18 protein-coding genes are annotated in these 20,040 nt (G+C 64.2%); 12 read left to right on the top strand and 6 right to left on the bottom strand.

The window, feature by feature from the left end:
- Positions 1-21 precede the first annotated feature (21 nt).
- The 6 genes from hpaH to NTU39_RS25210 all read left to right on the top strand — a co-directional run bounded on the left by hpaH (position 22) and on the right by NTU39_RS25210 (position 6,041).
- A complete protein-coding gene (gene hpaH, locus NTU39_RS25235) occupies positions 22-831 on the top strand; it encodes a 2-oxo-hept-4-ene-1,7-dioate hydratase (RefSeq protein WP_257958822.1) in 810 nt (269 codons plus the stop codon).
- A gap of 69 nt (positions 832-900) precedes the next feature.
- Positions 901-1,674, top strand: coding sequence for a 4-hydroxy-2-oxoheptanedioate aldolase (hpaI, locus tag NTU39_RS25230; protein WP_150666806.1), 774 nt, complete (start codon positions 901-903; stop codon positions 1,672-1,674).
- A complete protein-coding gene (locus NTU39_RS25225) occupies positions 1,671-3,146 on the top strand; it encodes an aldehyde dehydrogenase family protein (RefSeq protein ID WP_257958821.1) in 1,476 nt (491 codons plus the stop codon). Before hpaI ends, NTU39_RS25225 begins: the two co-directional genes overlap by 4 nt.
- Before the next feature lie 59 nt (positions 3,147-3,205).
- Entirely contained in the window at positions 3,206-4,069 is an 864-nt protein-coding gene (locus NTU39_RS25220) for a DODA-type extradiol aromatic ring-opening family dioxygenase (RefSeq protein ID WP_150666808.1), read from the top strand.
- A gap of 12 nt (positions 4,070-4,081) precedes the next feature.
- Positions 4,082-5,035 (top strand): fumarylacetoacetate hydrolase family protein, encoded by a 954-nt coding sequence (locus NTU39_RS25215; RefSeq protein WP_150666809.1) that lies wholly within the window; start codon positions 4,082-4,084, stop codon positions 5,033-5,035.
- 4 nt (positions 5,036-5,039) lie between these two features.
- Complete coding sequence (locus NTU39_RS25210; RefSeq protein WP_257958820.1) at positions 5,040-6,041, top strand: 2-dehydropantoate 2-reductase; 1,002 nt, start codon at positions 5,040-5,042, stop codon at positions 6,039-6,041.
- A gap of 78 nt (positions 6,042-6,119) precedes the next feature.
- Here NTU39_RS25210 and NTU39_RS25205 read toward each other — a convergent pair whose 3' ends face one another.
- Together NTU39_RS25205 and NTU39_RS25200 are read right to left on the bottom strand one after the other, a co-directional pair.
- Entirely contained in the window at positions 6,120-7,406 is a 1,287-nt protein-coding gene (locus NTU39_RS25205; RefSeq protein WP_150666811.1) for an MFS transporter, read from the bottom strand.
- 81 nt (positions 7,407-7,487) lie between these two features.
- Positions 7,488-8,687 carry an amino acid aminotransferase gene (locus NTU39_RS25200; RefSeq protein ID WP_257958819.1) on the bottom strand — a complete coding sequence of 400 codons (1,200 nt, stop codon included), beginning with the start codon at positions 8,685-8,687 and terminating at the stop codon, positions 7,488-7,490.
- Between the two features lie 128 nt (positions 8,688-8,815).
- Here NTU39_RS25200 and NTU39_RS25195 point away from each other — a divergent pair, with 128 nt between their 5' ends.
- Complete coding sequence (locus tag NTU39_RS25195) at positions 8,816-9,748, top strand: LysR family transcriptional regulator (protein WP_150666813.1); 933 nt, start codon at positions 8,816-8,818, stop codon at positions 9,746-9,748.
- A 272-nt stretch (positions 9,749-10,020) separates the two neighbouring features.
- A complete protein-coding gene (locus tag NTU39_RS25190) occupies positions 10,021-13,482 on the top strand; it encodes an autotransporter family protein (RefSeq protein ID WP_150666814.1) in 3,462 nt (1,153 codons plus the stop codon).
- Between the two features lie 56 nt (positions 13,483-13,538).
- Here the strand turns inward: NTU39_RS25190 and NTU39_RS25185 are convergent, their stop codons facing one another.
- Positions 13,539-14,021: a hypothetical protein gene (locus NTU39_RS25185; RefSeq protein WP_150666815.1), complete on the bottom strand. Its 483-nt coding sequence runs from the start codon at positions 14,019-14,021 to the stop codon at positions 13,539-13,541.
- 276 nt (positions 14,022-14,297) lie between these two features.
- Here NTU39_RS25185 and NTU39_RS25180 point away from each other — a divergent pair, with 276 nt between their 5' ends.
- Together NTU39_RS25180 and NTU39_RS25175 are read left to right on the top strand one after the other, a co-directional pair.
- Positions 14,298-14,750, top strand: a complete 453-nt coding sequence (locus NTU39_RS25180; protein WP_257958818.1) for a DUF302 domain-containing protein — start codon at positions 14,298-14,300, stop codon at positions 14,748-14,750.
- Positions 14,751-14,985: 235 nt separating this feature from the next.
- Positions 14,986-15,741 carry a dienelactone hydrolase family protein gene (locus NTU39_RS25175; protein ID WP_150666817.1) on the top strand — a complete coding sequence of 252 codons (756 nt, stop codon included), beginning with the start codon at positions 14,986-14,988 and terminating at the stop codon, positions 15,739-15,741.
- A 341-nt stretch (positions 15,742-16,082) separates the two neighbouring features.
- On the opposite strand, the gene NTU39_RS25170 is transcribed toward NTU39_RS25175, so the two are convergent.
- Positions 16,083-16,391 (bottom strand): DUF4148 domain-containing protein, encoded by a 309-nt coding sequence (locus NTU39_RS25170; protein WP_150666818.1) that lies wholly within the window; start codon positions 16,389-16,391, stop codon positions 16,083-16,085.
- A gap of 151 nt (positions 16,392-16,542) precedes the next feature.
- Here NTU39_RS25170 and NTU39_RS25165 point away from each other — a divergent pair, with 151 nt between their 5' ends.
- Positions 16,543-16,941, top strand: a complete 399-nt coding sequence (locus NTU39_RS25165; RefSeq protein WP_150666819.1) for a CopD family protein — start codon at positions 16,543-16,545, stop codon at positions 16,939-16,941.
- 144 nt (positions 16,942-17,085) lie between these two features.
- A complete protein-coding gene (locus tag NTU39_RS25160) occupies positions 17,086-17,877 on the top strand; it encodes an AraC family transcriptional regulator (protein WP_150666820.1) in 792 nt (263 codons plus the stop codon).
- Here the strand turns inward: NTU39_RS25160 and NTU39_RS25155 are convergent.
- Both NTU39_RS25155 and NTU39_RS25150 read right to left on the bottom strand, forming a co-directional pair.
- Positions 17,825-18,547: an HAD family hydrolase gene (locus NTU39_RS25155; protein ID WP_150578287.1), complete on the bottom strand. Its 723-nt coding sequence runs from the start codon at positions 18,545-18,547 to the stop codon at positions 17,825-17,827. The two genes, NTU39_RS25160 and NTU39_RS25155, sit on opposite strands and share 53 nt — an antisense overlap.
- Before the next feature lie 158 nt (positions 18,548-18,705).
- Positions 18,706-20,034 carry a hypothetical protein gene (locus tag NTU39_RS25150; protein ID WP_257958817.1) on the bottom strand — a complete coding sequence of 443 codons (1,329 nt, stop codon included), beginning with the start codon at positions 20,032-20,034 and terminating at the stop codon, positions 18,706-18,708.
- Between the last annotated feature and the right edge of the window lie 6 nt (positions 20,035-20,040).

The following is a 20,040-nucleotide window of genomic DNA, read 5'->3' as shown; positions in this document are numbered from 1 at the left end:
CCGACAACGGAGACCCCCGCGATGCCGAAGCTCGACGCCTCGACCCATCAGGCCCTTGCCCGCGAACTGCACGAAGCCGAGCGTAGCCGCAAGCCGGTGATGCAGTTTTCCCGCCGTTATCCCGAGATGACGATTGCCGACAGTTATGCGATTTCGCAGGCGTGGCTCACGCTGAAGTTCGCCGAGGGGCGTCGCGTGATCGGGCACAAGATCGGGCTGACGTCGCGTGCCATGCAGGTCGCCGCCCAGATCACCGAACCCGATCACGGCACGCTGCTCGACGACATGCTGGTCGCCGACGGCGCAACGCTGGAGGCGTCGCGCTTCATCGTGCCGCGTCTCGAAGTGGAGCTGGCGTTCATTCTCGCCAAGCCGCTCAAAGGCCCGGGCGTGACGCTGTTCGACGTGCTCGGCGCCACCGCCTGGGTGACACCCGCGCTGGAACTGATCGACGGTCGTATCGAGCTGTTCGACCGCGACACCAAAGCGCCGCGCAAAGTCTTCGACACGATTGCCGACAACGCGGCGAACGCCGCCGTGATTCTCGGCGGGCGCCCCGTCAAACCGGATGCCATCGACCTGCGCTGGGCGGGCGCGCTGCTGTATCGCAACGGCGTGATCGAAGAGTCCGGGTTGAGTGCCGCCGTGCTGAACCATCCGGGCAACGGCATTGCATGGCTCGCCAACAAGCTGGGCGCATTCGACGAAGGGTTGCAAGCGGGCGAGATCGTGCTGGCGGGCTCGTTCACGCGACCGGTGGCTTGCACAGCGGGCGACGTCTTCCATGCGGACTACGGTCCGCTCGGCGCCATCGGTGTGCGCTTCATCTGACGCTTCTTTTGCACTCGGATGCGGCCATTCACTACATCCGAGCGCCCCTCACATCAGGAATCCCCCGTCATGAAAACACCTCCGAATACCTTTCGTCAGGCGCTCGCACGAGGCGAGCGTCGGATCGGCCTGTGGATGGGACTCGCCACGCCGTACGCCGCTGAATTGTGCGCGGGCAGCGGGTTCGACTGGCTCGTGATCGACGGCGAGCACGCGCCCAACGATCTGCGCACGATGCTGGCGACGTTGCAGGCCATCGCACCGTACCCCGTGCACCCGGTCGTGCGTCTTCCGCACGGCGATGCGGCCCTCATCAAGCAAGTGCTGGAAATCGGCGCAACGACGGTGCTCGTACCGATGGTCGAGTCCGCCGCGATGGCGCGCGATCTCGCGAGCGCCACGCGTTATCCGCCGCAGGGCATGCGTGGTGTAGGCAGCGGGCTGGCGCGCTCGTCGCGCTGGAATCGCTACGAGGACTATCTGCACGCGGCGAATGACACGACGTGCCTGCTCGTTCAGGTGGAGACGGCCGATGCACTCGCGCAGGTCGAAGAGATTGCTGCCGTCGACGGCGTACACGGCGTGTTCATCGGTCCGGCCGACCTCGCCGCGTCGATGGGCTATCTCGGGCAGGCCACTCACCCCGAAGTGCGCAAAGCCATCGAAGATGGCATCGCACGCATTCGTCGCGCAGGTAAGGCGGCGGGCATTCTGTGTGTCGACGAGACGCTGGCGAAACATTACCTCGACCTCGGGGTGACGTTCATCGCTGTCGGTATCGACACCACGTTGCTCGCCAACGCGAGCCGCGCGCTGGCCGCGAAGTTTGGAGACAAGGCATGAGTGATACCCGTCTTGACGTCGCCGGTGTGTCGGTGTCGCCCGACCACTACATCGATGGCCGCCGCGTGGCGTCGGCGGAGACGTTCGAGTGCGTCTCGCCCATCGACCAAACGCATTTGGGCAATATCGCCAGCGGCAACCTCGGGCATGTCGATGCGGCGGTGACGTCGGCCTCGCTGGCGTTTCCCGCATGGGCGGCGCTGAGCGCGGCGCAACGTCAGCCGTATCTTCAGCGCTTCGCCGACGCCATCGGCCGACGCGCCGACGCGTTCGCCACGTTGGAGAGCGCAGACGCTGGCGTGCTGCGCTCGCGTATGGCACACGGCGTCGTGCCGCGCGCCATGCAAAACATCACATGGTTCGCCGAGCACGCGCTGACGTTGCAGGACCGCGTGATCGAGACACCGCAGGCACGCCACCTCGTGCGTCACGATCCGGCCGGTGTCGTGGCCATCATCACGCCGTGGAATTCGCCGTTGATGCTGGCGACGTGGAAGATTGGCCCGGCGTTGGCGTCCGGCAACACGGTGGTGCTCAAAGCGCCCGAGTGGGCCCCGCTGACGTCGTCGCTGCTGGCGGATTGCGCGCATGAGGCAGGATTGCCGCCGGGGGTCTTCAACCTGTTGCAGGGCTCGGGCGCGCAGACCGGGGCGGCGCTGGTCAGCGATGCAAGGCTCGCGCGTATCTCGTTCACCGGGTCGGTGGCCACGGCCAAATGGATTGCGAAGACGGCCGCCGACAACTTGGTGCCGTGCAGCCTCGAACTCGGTGGTAAGTCGGCGTTCATCGTGCTGGCCGACGCCGATCTCGATGCCGCTGCCGCCACCGCCGCACTGATGTACCGCAACGCCGGACAGGTGTGCCTCGCGGGGACGCGTCTGCTCGTGCATGCGGACGTGGCTCCTGCGTTCATCGAAAAGCTGCGCGAGGTCGTCGGGCGTCTCGTCGTGGGCGATCCGCGCGACGCCGTGACCGAAGTCGGGCCGATCATCCATATGCGTCAGTTGGAGCGTGTGCAGGGGTTCGTCGAACGAGCGGTCGCGGGCGGCGCTCGCCTGCTGTGGGGCGGCACGCGACATGACTTCGGTGCGCAGTACTTCGCGCCGACCCTGCTCACCGATCTGCGCCAGCACGACGAGATCGTGCAGCAGGAAGTCTTCGGCCCGGTGCTCACGCTGCAAACGTTTGCGAGCGACGATGAAGTCGTCGGCATGGCCAACGGCACCGACTACGGGCTGGGCGGCGTTTGCTACGGCGAGGAGGCGCATGCCATTGCGATTGCCGAGCGTGTGCGCACGGGTTTCATCTGGATCAACAGCTTTGGCATTCGCGATCTGGCCGCGCCGTTCGGCGGCATCAAACGCTCGGGCGTCGGACGCGAAGGCGGCGACTGGAGCTTTGAATTCTTCTGCGACGTGAAGGATGTCGTCGTACCGAAACAGCCGTTCAAGGCGAGCTTCAGCCATCGCTGATGGCGCGCGGTCACATCGTCAAAACAATCAGCAAGACAACGGGACAAGAGGAGAGCAGCATGGGACAGATCGTTGGCGCGGCGCTGGTGTCGCATCACCCCGGCCTGATGCAGTGTGAGGAGTTTCGCGTGTTGCAGGGCGCGGGTGCGGATTCGGACCTGATTCCCGGTTATGCGCGGGTTCGCGAACGCATTGAAGCGGTGCGTCCGGACGTCGTCATGATTTTCGATTCGCACTGGTTCACGACCGGCTATCACCTGGTCGACGGCGGCGCGCGTTACTCGGGCATGTACACGTCGGACGAGATGCCGTGGTATCTGCACGGCGTGCCGTACGACTATCGCGGGCACCCGGAGCTGGCACTCGCCATCGACGGTGTGGCGCGTGAGCGTGGCGTGCGTGCGCGCGCAGTACAACATCCGGATCTCGCGCGGCATTACCCTACGATCAACGTCATCAAACAGATGCGTCTCGACGCATGGCCGATCGTCACCGTGAGCTCGTGCCAGAACTGCGAGACGCAGCATTTCCTGCAATCGGGCGAAGTGATCGGCGAGGCGATTCGCCGCAGCGATCTGCGGGTGGTGATGCTCGCGTCCGGTGCGCTGAGTCACAAGTTCAACGGCATCGACTGGAAGCCGAATCATCCGCGCATCTTTCACGAGAGCAATGTGTCGCGTCCGGAGAACATCGAGAGCGACAAGCGCGCCATCGAAGCGTTTCGCGAGGGACGTCACGACCGGATTCTGGCGGACTGGGATACGGACTACCGGAAGCGTCCGTGGGAAGCGCACGGCGCGCACTACTTGCAGATGGTCGGTGCGCTCGGCGGGGCCGAATGCCGTAGCGCGGGCACGGTGCTGTCCGACTACGAGAACGCGCGCGGCACGGGCAACGTGCATATCTGGTTCGATACGATCTGACGAGGCGACATCATGGATTTCGAATTTCCGTTGCGTGAATTGCCTGCGGTGATGCGCGGGCCGCGTGTCGAGCGTCGCCATATTCTGCTGGGTGGCAGCGCGTACTGGGGCACGATGGTCGAAGAGACGGGAGAAGCGCAGGGCATGCTCCGGCTCGACGATGGACGTCTTGTCGACCCGCAAACGGTGACGCATCTGCCGCCGGTGAATCCGTCGAAGATCATCGCCGTGCACATCTCCTATCGCTCTCGTAGCATGGAGACGCGCAACAAGCCCAAGCCCACCGACACGCCGACGTACTTCATGAAGCCGACGACGTCGCTGAACGGCCATGACGGCCAGATTCTGAAGCCGACGGATTGCCGGTATCTGAACTACGAAAGCGAGTATGCCGTGGTGATCGGGCGCACGTGTCGCAACGTGCTGCCGGACGAAGCATGGGATTACATCGAGGGCTTCTGCCCGGCGCTGGACATGGGCTTGCAGGACTTTCGTGACACCGATCAGGGGTCGATGCTGCGGGTGAAGGGCGCGGACACGCTGCTGCCCATCGGACCGGGTATCGTGCGAGGCGTGAATCTGTTCGAACAGACGTTGCGCACCTATCGCAACGGACGCGTCGTGCAGGAAGCGCATATCGGCGACGAGACGATCTGGGGCCCGCATTACGTGATTGCGGACATTGCGCGTCACATCACGCTGATGCCGGGCGACGTCATTCTGATGGGCACGCCGTGCCACTCGCGTTCGGTGGATGCGGGCGATCTGGTGGAGTGCGAGATTACGGGATTGGGAAGGCTGTCCGGGCGGGTCGTGCAGATCGATGCGCCGCGTGCGGCGGCGCTCGGTGTGGGACATCCGCCGGGCGACAGTCCGGAAGTGCGCCGTGTGGCGCTGGGTTTTGACGAACGTGTGCCGGAGCGATTCAAGGAGAACTATCGTCTCGCGGCACATCAACCGGAGTGAACGGATGAAGGTGACGATCATTGGCGCGGGCGCCATCGGTGGACTGATCGGGCAACGACTCGCGGCGACGGGCGAAGCGCAGGTCAGCGCGCTGGCGCGTGGCGCGACGCTGGCCGCATTGCGCGAGCGGGGCTGGCGGGTCAGGCAGGGCGACAAGCAGGGCGAGACGCTGGCGACCGGCCCGGTGGCGGCGGCGCATCCGTTGGAAGACGCTGCGAAGCTTGGCGAGCAGGATCTGGTCGTGATCGCGGTGAAGGGGCCGGCGCTGGCGCAGGTCGCGGCGTCGGTGGTGCCGTTGCTCGGCCCGCAAACGCTCGTATTGCCCGCGATGAACGGCGTGCCGTGGTGGTTCTGTCAGGGCGTACCAGGGTTTGGCGATGCGACGCTGACGAGCATCGATCCGGACGGCGCAATCGGTGCGGCGATTCCGCTGGCGAACGTGATCGGTTGCGTGGTGCACGCGAGTGCTTCGACGCCGGAGCCGGGGCTGGTCGATCACAAGATGGGCCGCGGGCTGATTATCGGCGAGCCGGGAGGCGGTGCGAGCGATCGCGTGCAGCGTCTGGCGGCGTTGCTTGAGCGCGCGGGGTTCGAGGCGAAGGCGTCGGAGAACGTGCGTCTGGACATCTGGTACAAGCTCTGGGGCAATCTGACGATGAATCCGGTATCGGCGATCACGGGCGCGACCATCGACCGGTTGCTCGACGACCCGCTGGTGCGCGATTTCTGCTCGGCGGCGATGCGTGAGGCAGCGGCCATTGGTGCGAAGATCGGATGCGCCATCGACCAGTCGCCGGAAGACCGGCATCAGGTGACGGCAAAGCTGGGGGCGTTCAAGACGTCGATGTTGCAGGACGTGGAAGCGAATCGTCCCATCGAACTCGATGCACTGGTTAGCGTTGTGCGCGAGATCGGCCAGCGGGTGAGCGTTCCGACCCCGAACATCGATGCGCTGCTGGGCCTGACCCGATTGTTCGGTCGGGTGCATGGGTTGTACCCGCAGTAAGTCGTTCGTCGCTAGCAGGGCATAAAAGAAGGGGCACCTCGGTGCCCCTTTCTTATGGGTTCGGATGACGCGCGCTGATCAGCGCACGCCCGTGTGGCGGTACACCTGACTCAGCGCCATCAGTCCCACGGCGGCCGCGGCCATCATGTAGAAGCTCGGGGCCAGTTTGCTGCCCGTCGCGGTGATCAGCCAGGTCAGAATGAACGGGGCGAAGCCGCCGAAGAACGTCACCGACAGGTTGTACGACAGCGACAGACCCGTCGTGCGTGTCTTCACCGGGAAGATCTCCGAGGCCAGTGCAGGGAGCGGCGCGAAGTACATCGTCATCAGTACGCCCAGCACCGTCTGCAACGCCAGCATCACGCCGAAGCTCGGGTGCGTCGACAGCAACCAGAACATCGGCCAGATCGTCACGAGCAGAAGCGCGGCGGCGATCATCATCGGTTTGGCGCGTCCCACACGGTCCGACCACGCGCCGACAACCGGCGACAGGAACATCTGCACGATCCCCGTTGCGACCGTCGCCGCGAATGCCACTGACGCAGGCAGGCCCAGTTGCTTGATGGCGTACGTCGGCATGTACAGCACCAGATACGTCGAGACCGTGGCGACGACGACCGCGCCGACCGCCAGCAACAGACGCATCTTCTGATGACTCAGGGTGTCGCGCAGCGGTGTTTGTGTCGGTTCAGATTCCAGAAACTCCGGCGTCTCGCTCACGTGACGGCGGATGTAATACGCCACCGGGCCGATCAGCAAGCCGAACAGGAACGGCACGCGCCAGCCCCAGCTCATCATCTGATCCGGGGTCAACGTGCTCGTCAGCACTGCACCGAAGCCCGCTGCCAGCAGCGTCGTCAGCCCCTGACTCGCGACCTGAAAGCTTGCGAAGAAGCCGCGCCGTTGCGGTGCGTGTTCGGCGAGGAACGCGGTGGCACTGCCGAACTCACCGCCCGCCGAGAAGCCCTGAATCATGCGCGCCAGCACAATACCGGCCGGTGCGAGCAAACCGATGGTCTCGTAGGTCGGCATGAAAGCGATGATCGCCGTGCCCGCCATCATCAGCAAAATCGTGAGCGTCAGCGCTTCACGACGTCCCCGTCGATCTGCATAGACGCCGATCACAATCGCGCCCAGCGGCCGCATGAAGAACGACACGCCGAACGTGCCGAGCGTGAGTAGCAGCGAGGTCGTGTCGTCGTGCGTGGGGAAGAACAGTTTCGAAATCGTGACGGCGAAGAAACCGTACACGACCAGATCGAACCATTCGAGCGCGTTACCGATGGACGCCGATATCACCGCGCGCCAGGTGTGGGAAGTCGAGTGCCCGCGAATATGGGCGTCGGCAGCCGTTGCAGTGTTCATGAAGTCTCCGTTCGTTGTTTTATGTGTTGCGCATGCTTTTTGGCGTTCTTCGGCGAGCATGCGCGCCGCGCCAATGCCCGGTCAGCGCTGCGTGAGCACCTGTGCGATGGCGTGCGCGACGGTGTCGACGTTGCGCGTGTTCAGGCCCGCGACGCACATGCGTCCCGAGCGCAGCACATAGACACCGTGCGTCTCGCGCAATGTGTCCGCCTGCGCGGCCGACAGGCCCGTGTACGTGAACATGCCGCGCTGCGCGATGTAGCGCGACAGTTTCTCGCCGGTCACGTGCGGTGCCAGACGCGCATGAATCTGCTCGCGCATCGCTGCGATGCGCGTGCGCATGCCGTCGAGTTCGGTCTGCCACGCACTGCGCAGCGACGGCGTCGTCAGCACTTGCGCAACGAGCCGCGCACCATGCGTCGGCGGATTGCTGTAGTTCGCGCGCACGGTGCCCATCAGCTGGCCGAACACACGCGAGGCTTCGTCTGCCGTGGCGCAAACCACCGACAACGCGCCGCAGCGCTCACCGTACAGCGAGAAGTTCTTCGAGAAGGAGTTGGCGACGACCGTCGGCACACCTGCGTCGGTCAGCGCGCGAACTGCGAAGGCGTCGGCGTCGAGCCCGTCGCCGAACCCCTGATACGCCATATCGACAAATGCGATGAGCCCGCGCTCGCGCAGCACCGGCACGAGTGCTTCCCACTGCGCCTGCGACAGGTCGACGCCGGTCGGGTTGTGGCAGCACGCATGCAGCAGCACGATGCTCTGCGGCGGCAGCGAGGACAGTTTGTCCATCATGGCGTCGAAGCGCAGGCCGCCAGTGGCGTCGTCGTAATAGGGGTAGGACTGCACCGGGAATCCGGCGCTCTCGAACACCACGCGATGGTTGTCCCAGCTCGGATCGCTGATCCAGAGGGTGCTCTCGGGGAAGTAGCGTTTCAGAAAATCGGCCCCGACACGCAACGCGCCGCCGCCGCCCAGCGTCTGCAAGGTGGCGATGCGCTGTTCGCGCCGTGCAGCGTTCTGATCCCCAAAGACGAGCGCTTGCACGGCGTCGCGGTACGCCGGGGTGCCCGCCATCGGGAGATAGGGGCGCGGGCCAATGTCGGCGAGCACTGCCGACTCGGCATCGCGCACGGCCTGCATGACCGGCAGACGACCGTCGTCGTCGAAGTAGATGCCGATGGACAGGTTGACCTTGTGCTGGCGGGGATCCTGACCGAAGGCTTCGTTCAGGCTGAGGATGGGGTCGCCAGGATAGGCGTCGACATGGGAAAACATGAGGCTCGCTCCGTCTCGATCTTCGGTTCACGGGGGAATTTTGAAAATCGATTGTGGGCGACGCCCCTTTACGGAACAATCAATCGATTCTGGTCCATTCGTAAGTGAAACTTGATAATCGAAACGCCATGCCCCTGACCCGTGTCACGCTGCGCCAGTTCGAAGCACTGGTGGCCATCGCCGAATTGCATAGCTTTGCCGAGGCGGGCAATCGCCTGGGACTCACGTCCTCCGCCATCAGTCAGTTGGTCGCCGAGCTGGAGTCGGTACTCGGTTTTCGCATCTTCGACCGCACCACGCGGCGCGTCGCGCTTTCCAGCGCCGGGCGCGATTTTCTGGCGTCCGCCGAGTCGGTGCTGCGTTACGTGCAGGCGGCCGAGAAAACGGCCGACGACTTGCGCAACCGCGCCGCAGGCATCGTGCGTGTCGGTGCACCGCTGGTGCTGGCCAGCATGGCACTGCCCGCTGCGATTCGCGAATACGCCGCCTCGCGGCCGAAGGTTGTGGTGCGTGTGGTCGATACCCCCGTCGATGCGCTCATCGATCATGTCGCCAATGGCGATCTCGACATTGCCATCGGTCCGAATCGCGCGACGGGGGCGCATGTGGCCGGTACGCCCGCGTTCGATAGCCCGTGGGTGTTGTGGTGCGCGCCGGAGCATCCGCTTGCGCGTCGCAAGCGCGTGCGATGGACTGACCTGCGCGACACGCCGCTCGTCGCCGCCGGTCGCGATCACGAGCGCAGCGTCGCGCAGATGCGTCAGTCTGCGCCGCCCGACGCGCGCATCACGTCCATCGATGTCGTCGACAACGTGACGACGGCGCTCGGCGTCGCCTCGCAGGGATTGGCCGCGACGCTGACACCCGGCTATGTGGCGGCGCTTGCCCATCCGTTCGGTTTGCTGATGCGTCGTGTGATCTCGCCCGAAACGATTCGGCAAGTGTGTGTTTACCGACCGGTGTCGCGCGCGCCGTCGCCAGCGGCGGAAGGGTTCGCGCAATTTCTGCTGGAGTGGCTGCCGCAGTGGAATGCACGGATCATGGAGACCGCCAAGACGTGATTCACGACGTGGGCATGACGATGTCAGGCGCACCACATGCGCGAGAAAGCAACATTTCGGTAATTAAAATTACGAAAAGAAAACCGGATTCGATGATTTAAATAGTTAGTTCTCGATACGCGCTGAAATGTCGGCGTATCGATGCGTGAGCGTGTTGTAGTTTTCGATGCGATTGGTTTAGTGTTTACTCAAGCGTCCTCTGAGATGCTGCGCTTCCAATGCTTCGTATTGCTACTGATGTGTCTGCTTGACTCCATCCCCCAGGAGGTAGAGTGACTCACGCCAAGCACGAATGCTTACCCCGTCGCCGTTCCCTCGCGACGGCGGTTTCTCTGGTCTTTCTTCTCGCTGGTGCTGCCCACGCGCAGACCTATCCGCTGCCCGAAATCGTCTCCGGCACCACGCTCACTTACGAGCAGTATTACGACGGCAATGTCGTGCCGGTCGGTGTGATTCAGGGGAGTGTGACGATTCACCCTGTGCCGCCGTATCCGGCACAACTCGGCGGTGCCGGGATCTCGGTGTTTCGCGGCGCGAGCGTCACGATCAATCCGAATCTCGGTGTTCCCGGCGTCGTGGCGGTGACATCGGACTACCGCGCGGGTGCGCCGAACGACGCGCTTTACATCGCGAACGGCACCGTCAATATCGTGGCGAGTCAGGCGGGCGTGCTGCTGACCGGTGTCGGCGAGCAGGTGCACGGCGTCTACATGCCTGAATCGTCGCAAGGCAGCTCGGTACTGACCGGTGCCAATGTGACGATTGTGACCACGGGCCTGAAGGCCGACGGCATGCGCCCCTACGGCGCATCGTCGACCATCAATCTGAGCGACACGTCGATCACCGTGAACGGTCAGGACAGCTGGGGCGTGCGTTCCTGGGGCGGCAGCAACATCACGCTCACGAACTCGACGGTGACGTCGAACGGTGCGGTCGGTACGGGCACCGGGGCAGGCGCGGGCGGTGTGCAGGTGTACAACGGCTCTATCGCCAACATCAATGGCAACTCGACCATCACGACTGCGGTGGCAGGCAATCTCGGACTGAACGCAGAGTCGGGCGGCACGCTGAACACGAACACCGACCCCAACACACCCGGCACCGTGACCGTCAGCACGACCGGCGCGGGCAGCCACGCCGTGCGCATCGGTACGGCGAACGGCAATCTGAACCGGTTGAGTCTTTCGACCACGCAGAACTCGACCTACGGCTTGCTCGTGAACGGCACGTCGACCGTCACTGGATCGCAGGTCGCGGTGAACACGCAAGGCACCTCCGCCTATGGCATGTGGATCTCCGGCAGCACGACGGCCACGCTGAACGGCGGTTCGATCACCACGCAGGGACAAACGGCCTACGGTCTGCTTTCCGGCAGCGGCGCGGCGACGGTGAATCTCTCCGACTTCGCCATCGCCACGCACGGCACGCAGGCCTACGGCATTTATGGGTGGACGGGTAGCACGACCAACTTTGCCGGTGGCGCCATCACGACCGATCAGGCGAGCACTTACGGCATCTACGCCAACGCGGGGACGGTCAACCTGCTGCGTAGCAGCGCGACCGGCGCGGGGACGTCGATCACCACGGCTGGGACCAACGCGTACGCCGTGCGCATCCAGAACGGCGGCATATTCAATGCGACTGGCGCGACGATACGTAGCACAGGCGCTGGCACGGCGGCCATCGTGTTCGACGCACCGCAGACGCTAAGCGGTGTCCTGATATCGGCCCCGACGCCGGGCCTGCCGACGCTGCCCGCGACGACCCCGTTGCTCCCGTCGTCCGATCCGGCACCGCCGTTCGCCATCGACACACCGGTCCCCGCTGCGCCGACGGATCTCGGCAGCGATGTTCCATCGCCCGCGCTGACCGCCGTGTCGCGCGCAGGCATCGCCGCCCCGTTGCGCGCGGGCGGCTACAACATGACCTTGCAGGACACGACGGTGACGTCGGACAACGGCGTCGCGTTGTGGATCTACGGCGGCATCGCCAACGTCAATCTGACGAACTCGACGCTGAGCGGCGGTGGTGGTGCGATCAATGCATCGGCCCGCTCCGGTTTGGGAGCGACGCTCAATCTCGACGCCAGCAACTCGACCATCACGGGACGTATTTACACGGACAGCAGCAGCACGTCGGTCGTGAACCTGAGCAACAACAGCGTCTGGCATGTGACGGCGTCGTCCAACGTCACCGAGCTGAACAATGCCAACAGCCTGATCGATTTTCCGGTGACGGCGTTGCTCACCTCCGCGCCGACCAGCCAAGGGTCGTATCGCAATGTGACGATCGGCAACGGGTACACCGGCGGTAGTGGCGCGGTCGCGCTCAACACGTATCTGAACGAAGGCGGCGCGCTGTCGAATCAGTACACCGACCGTCTGCTCATTCAGGGCAGCGCGATCGGCACGACGACGCTGCGTATCAGGCCGACGACGGGCAGCCCGGGCGCGCTGACGTCGCCCAGCGGGGTGATTACCAACAACGAAGGGATTTCGCTGGTGCAGGTGGCAGGGACATCGACGTTCAACGCGTTCAGTCTGCCGGGTGGCTACGTGGTCGCACCGAATTCGCCGTACGAATACCGGATCTACGCCTACGGTCCCGGTTCGGCACATGGGGCGGCCGACCCGACGCAGAACCTTGTCAGTACTGGCGCGGGATATTGGGACTACCGGTTGCAGAGCGCTTACGTGTCGCCTGGCGGTGGCGTCGACCCCGAGGAGCCGGGCAACCCCGGGGGCGGTGTCGACGAGCCGGTGCCCCCGGACGCGCGGCGCGAGGTGGCGCCGCAGGTGGCGTCTTATCTGAGCGCACCGGCGGCCTTCCTGCAAGCGGGGATGACGGATATCGATTCGTTGCACCGACGTCTGGGCGAAGTGCGCGACGACCGGATCCTCGGCCGCGATCGCGGACCGGGTGAGATGTTCATGCGCGGTTACGGCGGCAGCTTCAAGTACCGCTCCAACCAGAGCTTTCAGGCGTTCGGCTACGACATGAACGCCGACTACGGTGCGATTCAGATCGGCGGCAATCTCTTCAAGCATTTCACCGACAACGGCACGTGGCGCTTCGGTGCGGCCGGCTCGATGGGATGGCTGCATTACGAGCCGAACGCCATCGACGGACCGAGTACCACGCGCGCGAGCGTTTATCGTCTGTACGGCTATGGGACGTATCAGAGCCAGCAGGGCTGGTACGTGGACGGCATTGCGTCGGTCGGCTGGTTCAACGGGCGCACCACGACCGAGGCGCGCGGCGATGTCGCGCCGATGCGGGGCAATAGTTACGCGGCGTCCATCGAGGCCGGGTATCCGCTGGCGCTCGCGTATGGCATGAATCTCGAACCTCAGTTGCAGTTCGTCGGCCAGCACCTCGGCTTCGACAACGTGACCGATGCCGATGGACTCTCCGTCAACATCGGCTCACAGAACCAGTTCACCGGGCGGCTTGGCGTGCGGCTCACGCGTCCCTTCGATGTCAGCACCGGACGCATCACGCCGTACTTCGGGTTCGACGTCATCCACGCGTTCGTGGGCGGCACCAGCGTTCAGGTCAGCGACGCGATGTTCCAGACCGGAAGGTACGGCGATTCGATGATGTTCTCGCTGGGGGTGAACAGCGTGCAGGGCGCGAGCTTCTCGCTGTACGGTCGTGTGTCGTATCAGAAGAGCTTCGGCACGGGCGGCATGCGCGGCGTGCTGGTGAACGTTGGCGCGAAATACGCCTTCTGAGGCGCGAGTGGCGCACCCGTCGACGCAGTGTCGCCGGGTGCGGTGAACGTCGGAACTTAGCGACGCTTGGCGTCGGGCGACGGGAGTGCCGCGAGGTCTTCGCTCAGTTGCGCGCGCAACGTGGCGATGGCCGCAGTGGTGTCGGCGGGCTTCAATTCCTCACGCGCAATGGCCTCGCGCAAGTGGTGCCGCAGCATTGGATCGCGCGTTTGCGTCAGCGTCTCGCGATAGAACGGCAGGACGTTCTCCGGGTGGCCGCCGATGCGATAGAGATGCGCGATCTCCTCGGTGGTGCGAACCGCAGCGAAGCCCGGACCGCCGTGACCGGCCGGACCCATAGGGCCACGCGGTCCGGGGCCACCGAAATGCGGGCCCATGCCCGGCGGCGGTGGCGGCATCTCGCCCGGCGTAGCGGCTTGCGTGCGGGCAGGGGGCGGGGCGTCGGTGGCGGCCGCAGCGGGCAGGCTGACGCCGGTAGCCGTCAGCGCGAGCATCAGCGCAAGCCCGCTGACGGTCTTACGCATCGAAATCTTGATCATATGGACTCCATATCAAATGCGTTCACTGAATTGTCGAACGACGGGGCCAAGCGTAACGCGCCTCGAATGGCGGACAGCGGAGCGGTAACGACGTGTAAGGCGGCTAGCGGGTGTGAAGGTCGGTGCGGGTGGCTGGCGAAGACGATAGACGCCCGTGGTCGGCGCTTCTTTGAGGGGATGATGCGCACCGGAGTGCGGCGGTACACTGGCGCGGCTGCCCGGCAAACTTTGCGTGGGCGTTGTTGTCTATCTCGCCTCAGCGTTCGAGGAGCCTGTATGACCACCGAAGCCACCCAAGCCAACGAATCTGCCGCATCCACCGGCCATGCGCATCCAGCGAGCGTTACGTCGCTACGCAGCCCGGTCGACTTCTACGTCACGCTCACTCGCGTGATCGACACGCTTAAGCAGCACGGCATGACCATCTTCGCCGACATCGACCAGAGCGCGGCGGCGGCCTCGGCGGGGACATCGCTGCGTCCGACCCGGCTGGTGCTGTTCGGTAATCCGAAGGGCGGTACGCCCGTGATGGCCGCAAACCCCCACGCAGGACTGGAACTGCCATTGAAAGTGATGGTGTGGGCAGCGAGCGCCGACGACGTGCGGGTGGATTTCCTGAATCCCGGACCGTCGCTGAGCGCGCTGTACGGCATCGACTCCGCGCAGGTGGCGGGGTTCGGCGGTGTGGTGAAACTGCTGGAAGCGGCGCTCACGAAAGCGACGGGATGAGCATCAGTGGGTTCGGATGTCGAAACGACATATAGCGCTGGACGGACGACACGCGTGATTTCTACGTCAGGAGGTCGCGGGGCGCATCGCGTGAGGAGGCTTCGAGCCTTATCTGGTGGGCTTTCCGACGCGCTGTGAATCGTCTCAAAAGTCCCTATACTGATTCGGCCTAACTGCGTCTGGCCAGTTCGAACGTGTCGAGTGGCCGCGCCCGATCCCCCGCGGGCGTTGTTCGATGTCAGGGCGCAGGCATTTCCCCCTTTTTGATGGAGCAACTTCCGTGTCGAACAGTCAATGGATCCGTGTTGAAACCGTGGATGGCGCCTTCGATGCCTATCTGGCATTGCCGCCGAATGGTAAGACGGCCAACGCCCAGGGCGTCGTGCTGGTGCAGGAAATCTTTGGCGTGAACGAGCACATTCGTGGCGTGGCCGATCAGTACGCGATGGACGGCTATGTGGTGCTCGCGCCGGACATTTTCTGGCGCTCGGCACCGCGCATCGAACTCGGCTACTCGGGCGACGACTGGGGCCGTGCGATGGAACTGCGCAAGGCGGTCGACGTCGAGAAAGCGGTGAAGGACGTCGAAGCGACGGTGAAAGCGCTGCGCGGCAAGCTGGATGCGGGGGCCAAGGTCGCTGCCATCGGCTACTGCTTCGGTGGTCTGCTGTCGTACCTGAGCGCTGCACGCGGTCTGGTCGACGCTGCCGTGCCGTACTACGGCGGCGGCATTCACAACTATCTGAGCGAAGCGGCCAACCTCGACGTGCCAACGCAGTTCCACTATGGCGCGCTCGACAGCCACATCACGCCGGACATCGTCACGCAGGTGAGCGAAGCCGTGAAGTCGCGTCCGAACACCGAAGTGTTCGTGTACCCGAACGCCGATCACGGCTTCAATTGCTGGTCGCGCGAGTCGTACCACCAGCCGTCGGCCGCGCTGGCCCACGGCCGTGCGCTCGAATTCCTGGCGAAGTCGTTCGCGAAGTAAGGCGTTGTTTTCCCCTCGATGGCCATGTGCGGCCATCGAGTCGGTCAACGCAAAGAAGCCCGCCGATGCGGGCTTCTTCGTTTTCGTACGTCCTGCTTCATCGACCTACTTCCGACCTGCCGTCGGCTTTTAGCGGGTGGCGTCCCGGCTAAAAAAGCCCGTCGCCGAAGCGACGGGCAAAGTCCTGTGCGTCGAACCGCTACGCACAGCGACAGGAGTCTTAGGTCGGGAAAGACCGGAGATCACACTGAGCACCGGCAACCGGTGCGTCGTTATGCGCAGAACGCGCGCCGCGCCGCGGCCTCTCGTCAGGCAAGAGGTCCGCAGCGCGGCGAGTTACATTACGAACCGAAGTAGGTCGTGCCGGCACGTTGCTGGCCGCCCACCGAACCCATCGTGATCGGGGCGCTGGCTGCAACCGGCTGTGCGCTCGGCGCTGCCTTCGGGTAGACGGCGTCGTGTTGCACCACGAGACCGGCTTGCTGCGCCTGAACGAGTTCTTCACGAACCTGGGCGCGGCTCAGGGCGCTGGTTTGCGGAACCCACGAGAATTCCGAGGGGCCGTCGAATGCATCGCTGGCGAAAGCCGAACCGGCCGAAACAGCCAGCATTGCAGAAACCAGAGCCGAAGTAATAAGGGTGCGCTTCATGATATTTCTCCTGTCTTTTGAAGGGGGCGATGTTCAATTCATCGTCGACAGTTGAAGTGTATTAATGCGACCCTTCGCGATAAAGGCGACTTATTACAAGCAACTGTTGCTTAGATAGAAATAATCGTTCGGACCTTATAGGAGACACCCGATGCTCTATCTCTGGATCAAGGCGGTGCACCTGATCGCCGTCATCACATTCATTGCGGGGCTTGTGACGATGGCGCTGGGCGGGCGTCTGGCGCAGCCCGAGTGGCGTCGCGTGGCGCGACGGGCGGACTACGCACTCGCGTCACCGGCATTGATCGTGGTGTGGATCACGGGGCCGACGCTCGCCATCATGGCCAACTGGTGGCACGCCCCCTGGCTCATGGCCAAGCTTGTGTTCGTGATCGTCGTGTCTGCATTACACGGTCGGCTGTCGGCCACGTTGCGACGTCTGGAGCGCGACGGGGGCACGCAGCCACCCGCCGTGTTCGGACGTGCGCTGCCCGTCACCCTCATTTCCATGGCGATCATCGTCGCGCTCGTGATCGTGAAACCGTTCTGAGCGGTGCGAGGATTGCAATGACGCGGTAAGGGATTCGACCCGGATTCGGCCGGGTCGGGGCTTGGTAGGGGCGTGTGGGCGGTGTTACGCTGACGACGTCGCCAAATACGTCCCAAATTTCGCCTTTTTTGAGGCTTGGTCCCAATGCCGATCACCAGTGCGATACCCCTGGAGTTTCAGGCTCACGACCGCCCTGTCGGCGCGTTGGCGAAAGATTACCCCGATGGCCATGTAGTGCGCCCTCACAGTCATCGACGCGCGCAATTGATGTATGCGAGCGCCGGTATTCTGGAAGTCCGCACCGATACGTCGTTTTGGGTGATTCCGCCGCAGCGCGCGTTGTGGATTCCGGCTAACGTCACGCATGAAGTGCGCATGCGCGGCAAGGTGGAGATGCGCACGATCTATGTCGATGTCGAACGACTCGGCATGGCAGCCTCCGAGGTGCCCGTCGTCATTCGTGTCTCGGCACTGCTGCGCGAGCTGATTCTGCGTGCGATGACGTTGCCGCCCGACTGGTCGACGCAGGGCAAGGATGCGCTCGTAGTTGCGTTGCTGCTCGAAGAGGTCGAGTGGAAAAGCGATTCGCCGCTCCACCTGCAGGTGCCGCGCGATGCGCGTTTGCGCAAGATCTTCGACACCTATCTGACAACACCCGCCGACCCCCGCAGTCTTCAGGACTGGGCCGTGGAGGTGGGGGCGTCGAGCCGTACGCTGGAGCGTCGCTTCATGACGGAGTTCGGTTTGCCGTTCCGGGAGTGGCGTCAGCAGATGCGCTTGCTGGGTGCGTTGCCGTTGCTGGGGGCCGGGCGGCCCATCACGCAAGTGGCGCTCGAAGTCGGTTACGACACGCCGAGCGCCTTTTCCACCATGTTCCGCCGCTTTATGGGCGTGACGCCAAGCGAGTACCTGACGCGCGCCCGCGGCCCGGAGTGAGCCAGTGCATGGCGTCCCACATGTCGTCGTAGACCGGGACGCCTTCGTCGAGCAGCGGCGAGCGCTGACGTTTCGAGCCGATGCCGACGAAGTCGATGCCGAGCTTGCGCGCGACCTTCAGATCCCACATCCCGTCGCCAATCGAGACCACCGCCCGCGGGCGCGTAATCCCGTAGCCCGCCTGCGCCCGTTTGATCGCCTCGGCCACCAACTGGTCGCGTGAGCTGTATTCGGACGCTGTGATGAGCATCGCATCCGTGTAATCGATGGCGACGGAGCGCAGCTTGCGGTGACTGACCTGCCGGATGCCGCCCGTGGCGAACACCACACCCCAGCGCGAGCGGTGCGCGGCCTCGACGAAGGCGCGCGCACCGGGGATCTCGGCCAGCCCGTGCGCATTGAGCAAGGCGGTGAAGCGCTCGTCGATTTCATGCTCGAAGCGGGCAAGATCGTGCGGCTGCGGCAAGGCGCGGCCGTTCTCGGCGTGGGCGTGAATCAGGATGCCGGTGTCGGTGTGATGCGGATAACTTCCCCAGTCGGTGTTCAATTCATCGAACGCCAGCGATTCCATCGCACCAAGCAAGGCGCGTTGATGGATGCGCACCGAGTCGGTCAGCGTACCGTCGACATCGAGGACCAAAATACTGTCTTTCTCGAAACTTGCCTGCATGGCGGGTAGTGGACTCGTGTCAGGGCGGAGTGGGGGAGCTGCCGCCGAAATGTGGGAGTGTACGAATTCGCCAGAGTAAGTAAAACGTGCCGAGTGACAGTGGCTACGCCTGATGCGACAGATCGGGCTACGGGAAATGATAGCTTGACGTCATCCCGTCATTTTCCGAAGCGGGGTCGGCCAAGCTGGCGGTACTTCCGATCCAACTGCTCAAGCATCGCGACGGCCTTGGCCATGTCATCGAGCGACACGCTATTGCTACGCGACGTACGGCGCTTAGGCAGAGGGCCGGGAGGTTCGATGGCTTGCGTTGCTTCTGCCGCTTCTGCGGGTGTCAGGGGCATCGCGGGTGCCGGCTCGGGCGCGCGGCGCGAGCGCATCATTTCCGACGATGTCGACTCGCTCTGTGGGGCGTCGCGATGCTCCGCGTCCGGAGGCGCCTCTTGCCCGCGCTGCGCGCAGAGCGGTTGCCTGACGTCGGAGTGCGATATCGGTGCGAGCGACTCACGGGTCGCGCCGTAGGCGAAGTCGTGATAACGCCGATGTCCGTCATGAAGATGCTTCGCGAGGGTCCGGACGAGATTGGGGCGTCGCAGCTCAGCATGCATCGGTAACGGCGTTGCATCGAAATTCCCGGGGATGTCGCCGAACAACTGCTGCTGGTGCCGGGCGGCGTGGGTTTTGACGTCCTGATCGACCCATTCGACCGTATCCGGCGTGGCCAGCGAGACGAACAGGAGCAACTGCCGGTCAGGGGCAGGAATGCGAATGTACGCGCCTAGCGTGGCGCGTTGGATCTCCGGTGCACCCAGAGGCAGACGCAGATCGGCCTGTTGGAAGGGGATGTCGATGCCATGCCGCCGGGCTTCCGGCACGCTCGTGACCAACCGCGTCACCGACAACTGCGGAATTTCGATATAGGCCCCGGCGTCCTTCAGCAGACGTCCCATGCCGGGCAACAACTGGTTCAGCCGCTTGGTCAGACGCTGTTCGATGGAGCGAACGGAATATTGGCCTCGCGACTCCGCAGCGCGGGCCGTGGAGAACTCGCGCTCCAATGTCGCGCTGTTACGCCGCTCACGCGACAGGGTGTTGCGCATCTCCGGTCCCAATGACGCCTCACAGCCCGCGAGCAGCAGACGGCTTGCGTCGACGTCGACACGAACGTTAGGGGGCAGATCGAGCAGGCAATTCTGTGCATCGTCGCGTGCGCCGACAACGCACACCGGCCGCACGTCGGCCAGCCGCTGCGCGAAGACGCGAGCCCGTGTGACCGGCGGTTGCGACCAATTGGAGGTCGCGGTGTTTTGTTCGACGCGCCAGTCCCGGACGACCGGCGCGATCATGGTGGACGAGATCGGCGCGGACGTGGCGCGTGTCAGGTCGGTTGCGACGCTTAGCGTGTGGGCTTGTACGTGCAGTCCCGGGAGCGCCTTGGCTGCGCTTGCGGCCGACGTCAGCCAATCGGACATTGAGGTGAGGATCATCGTCAC

The sequence above is a fragment of the Pandoraea commovens genome, assembly GCF_024704525.1.
Classification (GTDB): Bacteria; Pseudomonadota; Gammaproteobacteria; order Burkholderiales; family Burkholderiaceae; genus Pandoraea; species Pandoraea commovens.
Note: the sequence above shows the minus strand (reverse complement) of the source record. Positions and strands in the feature narration are given on the sequence as shown.

Excerpts from the sequence above, each read along its gene's own strand:
- NTU39_RS25170 (WP_150666818.1), bottom strand. The coding sequence starts at position 16,391 with ATGAAGCGCACCCTTATTACTTCGGCTCTGGTTTCTGCAATGCTGGCT.
- NTU39_RS25220 (WP_150666808.1), top strand. The coding sequence starts at position 3,206 with ATGGGACAGATCGTTGGCGCGGCGCTGGTGTCGCATCACCCCGGCCTG.
- NTU39_RS25150 (WP_257958817.1), bottom strand. The coding sequence starts at position 20,034 with ATGATCCTCACCTCAATGTCCGATTGGCTGACGTCGGCCGCAAGCGCA.
- hpaI (WP_150666806.1), top strand. The coding sequence starts at position 901 with ATGAAAACACCTCCGAATACCTTTCGTCAGGCGCTCGCACGAGGCGAG.
- NTU39_RS25180 (WP_257958818.1), top strand. The coding sequence starts at position 14,298 with ATGACCACCGAAGCCACCCAAGCCAACGAATCTGCCGCATCCACCGGC.
- NTU39_RS25165 (WP_150666819.1), top strand. The coding sequence starts at position 16,543 with ATGCTCTATCTCTGGATCAAGGCGGTGCACCTGATCGCCGTCATCACA.
- NTU39_RS25185 (WP_150666815.1), bottom strand. The coding sequence starts at position 14,021 with ATGATCAAGATTTCGATGCGTAAGACCGTCAGCGGGCTTGCGCTGATG.
- NTU39_RS25195 (WP_150666813.1), top strand. The coding sequence starts at position 8,816 with ATGCCCCTGACCCGTGTCACGCTGCGCCAGTTCGAAGCACTGGTGGCC.
- NTU39_RS25205 (WP_150666811.1), bottom strand. The coding sequence starts at position 7,406 with ATGAACACTGCAACGGCTGCCGACGCCCATATTCGCGGGCACTCGACT.
- NTU39_RS25210 (WP_257958820.1), top strand. The coding sequence starts at position 5,040 with ATGAAGGTGACGATCATTGGCGCGGGCGCCATCGGTGGACTGATCGGG.
- NTU39_RS25215 (WP_150666809.1), top strand. The coding sequence starts at position 4,082 with ATGGATTTCGAATTTCCGTTGCGTGAATTGCCTGCGGTGATGCGCGGG.
- NTU39_RS25175 (WP_150666817.1), top strand. The coding sequence starts at position 14,986 with ATGTCAGGGCGCAGGCATTTCCCCCTTTTTGATGGAGCAACTTCCGTG.
- NTU39_RS25155 (WP_150578287.1), bottom strand. The coding sequence starts at position 18,547 with ATGCAGGCAAGTTTCGAGAAAGACAGTATTTTGGTCCTCGATGTCGAC.
- hpaH (WP_257958822.1), top strand. The coding sequence starts at position 22 with ATGCCGAAGCTCGACGCCTCGACCCATCAGGCCCTTGCCCGCGAACTG.
- NTU39_RS25160 (WP_150666820.1), top strand. The coding sequence starts at position 17,086 with ATGCCGATCACCAGTGCGATACCCCTGGAGTTTCAGGCTCACGACCGC.
- NTU39_RS25200 (WP_257958819.1), bottom strand. The coding sequence starts at position 8,687 with ATGTTTTCCCATGTCGACGCCTATCCTGGCGACCCCATCCTCAGCCTG.
- NTU39_RS25225 (WP_257958821.1), top strand. The coding sequence starts at position 1,671 with ATGAGTGATACCCGTCTTGACGTCGCCGGTGTGTCGGTGTCGCCCGAC.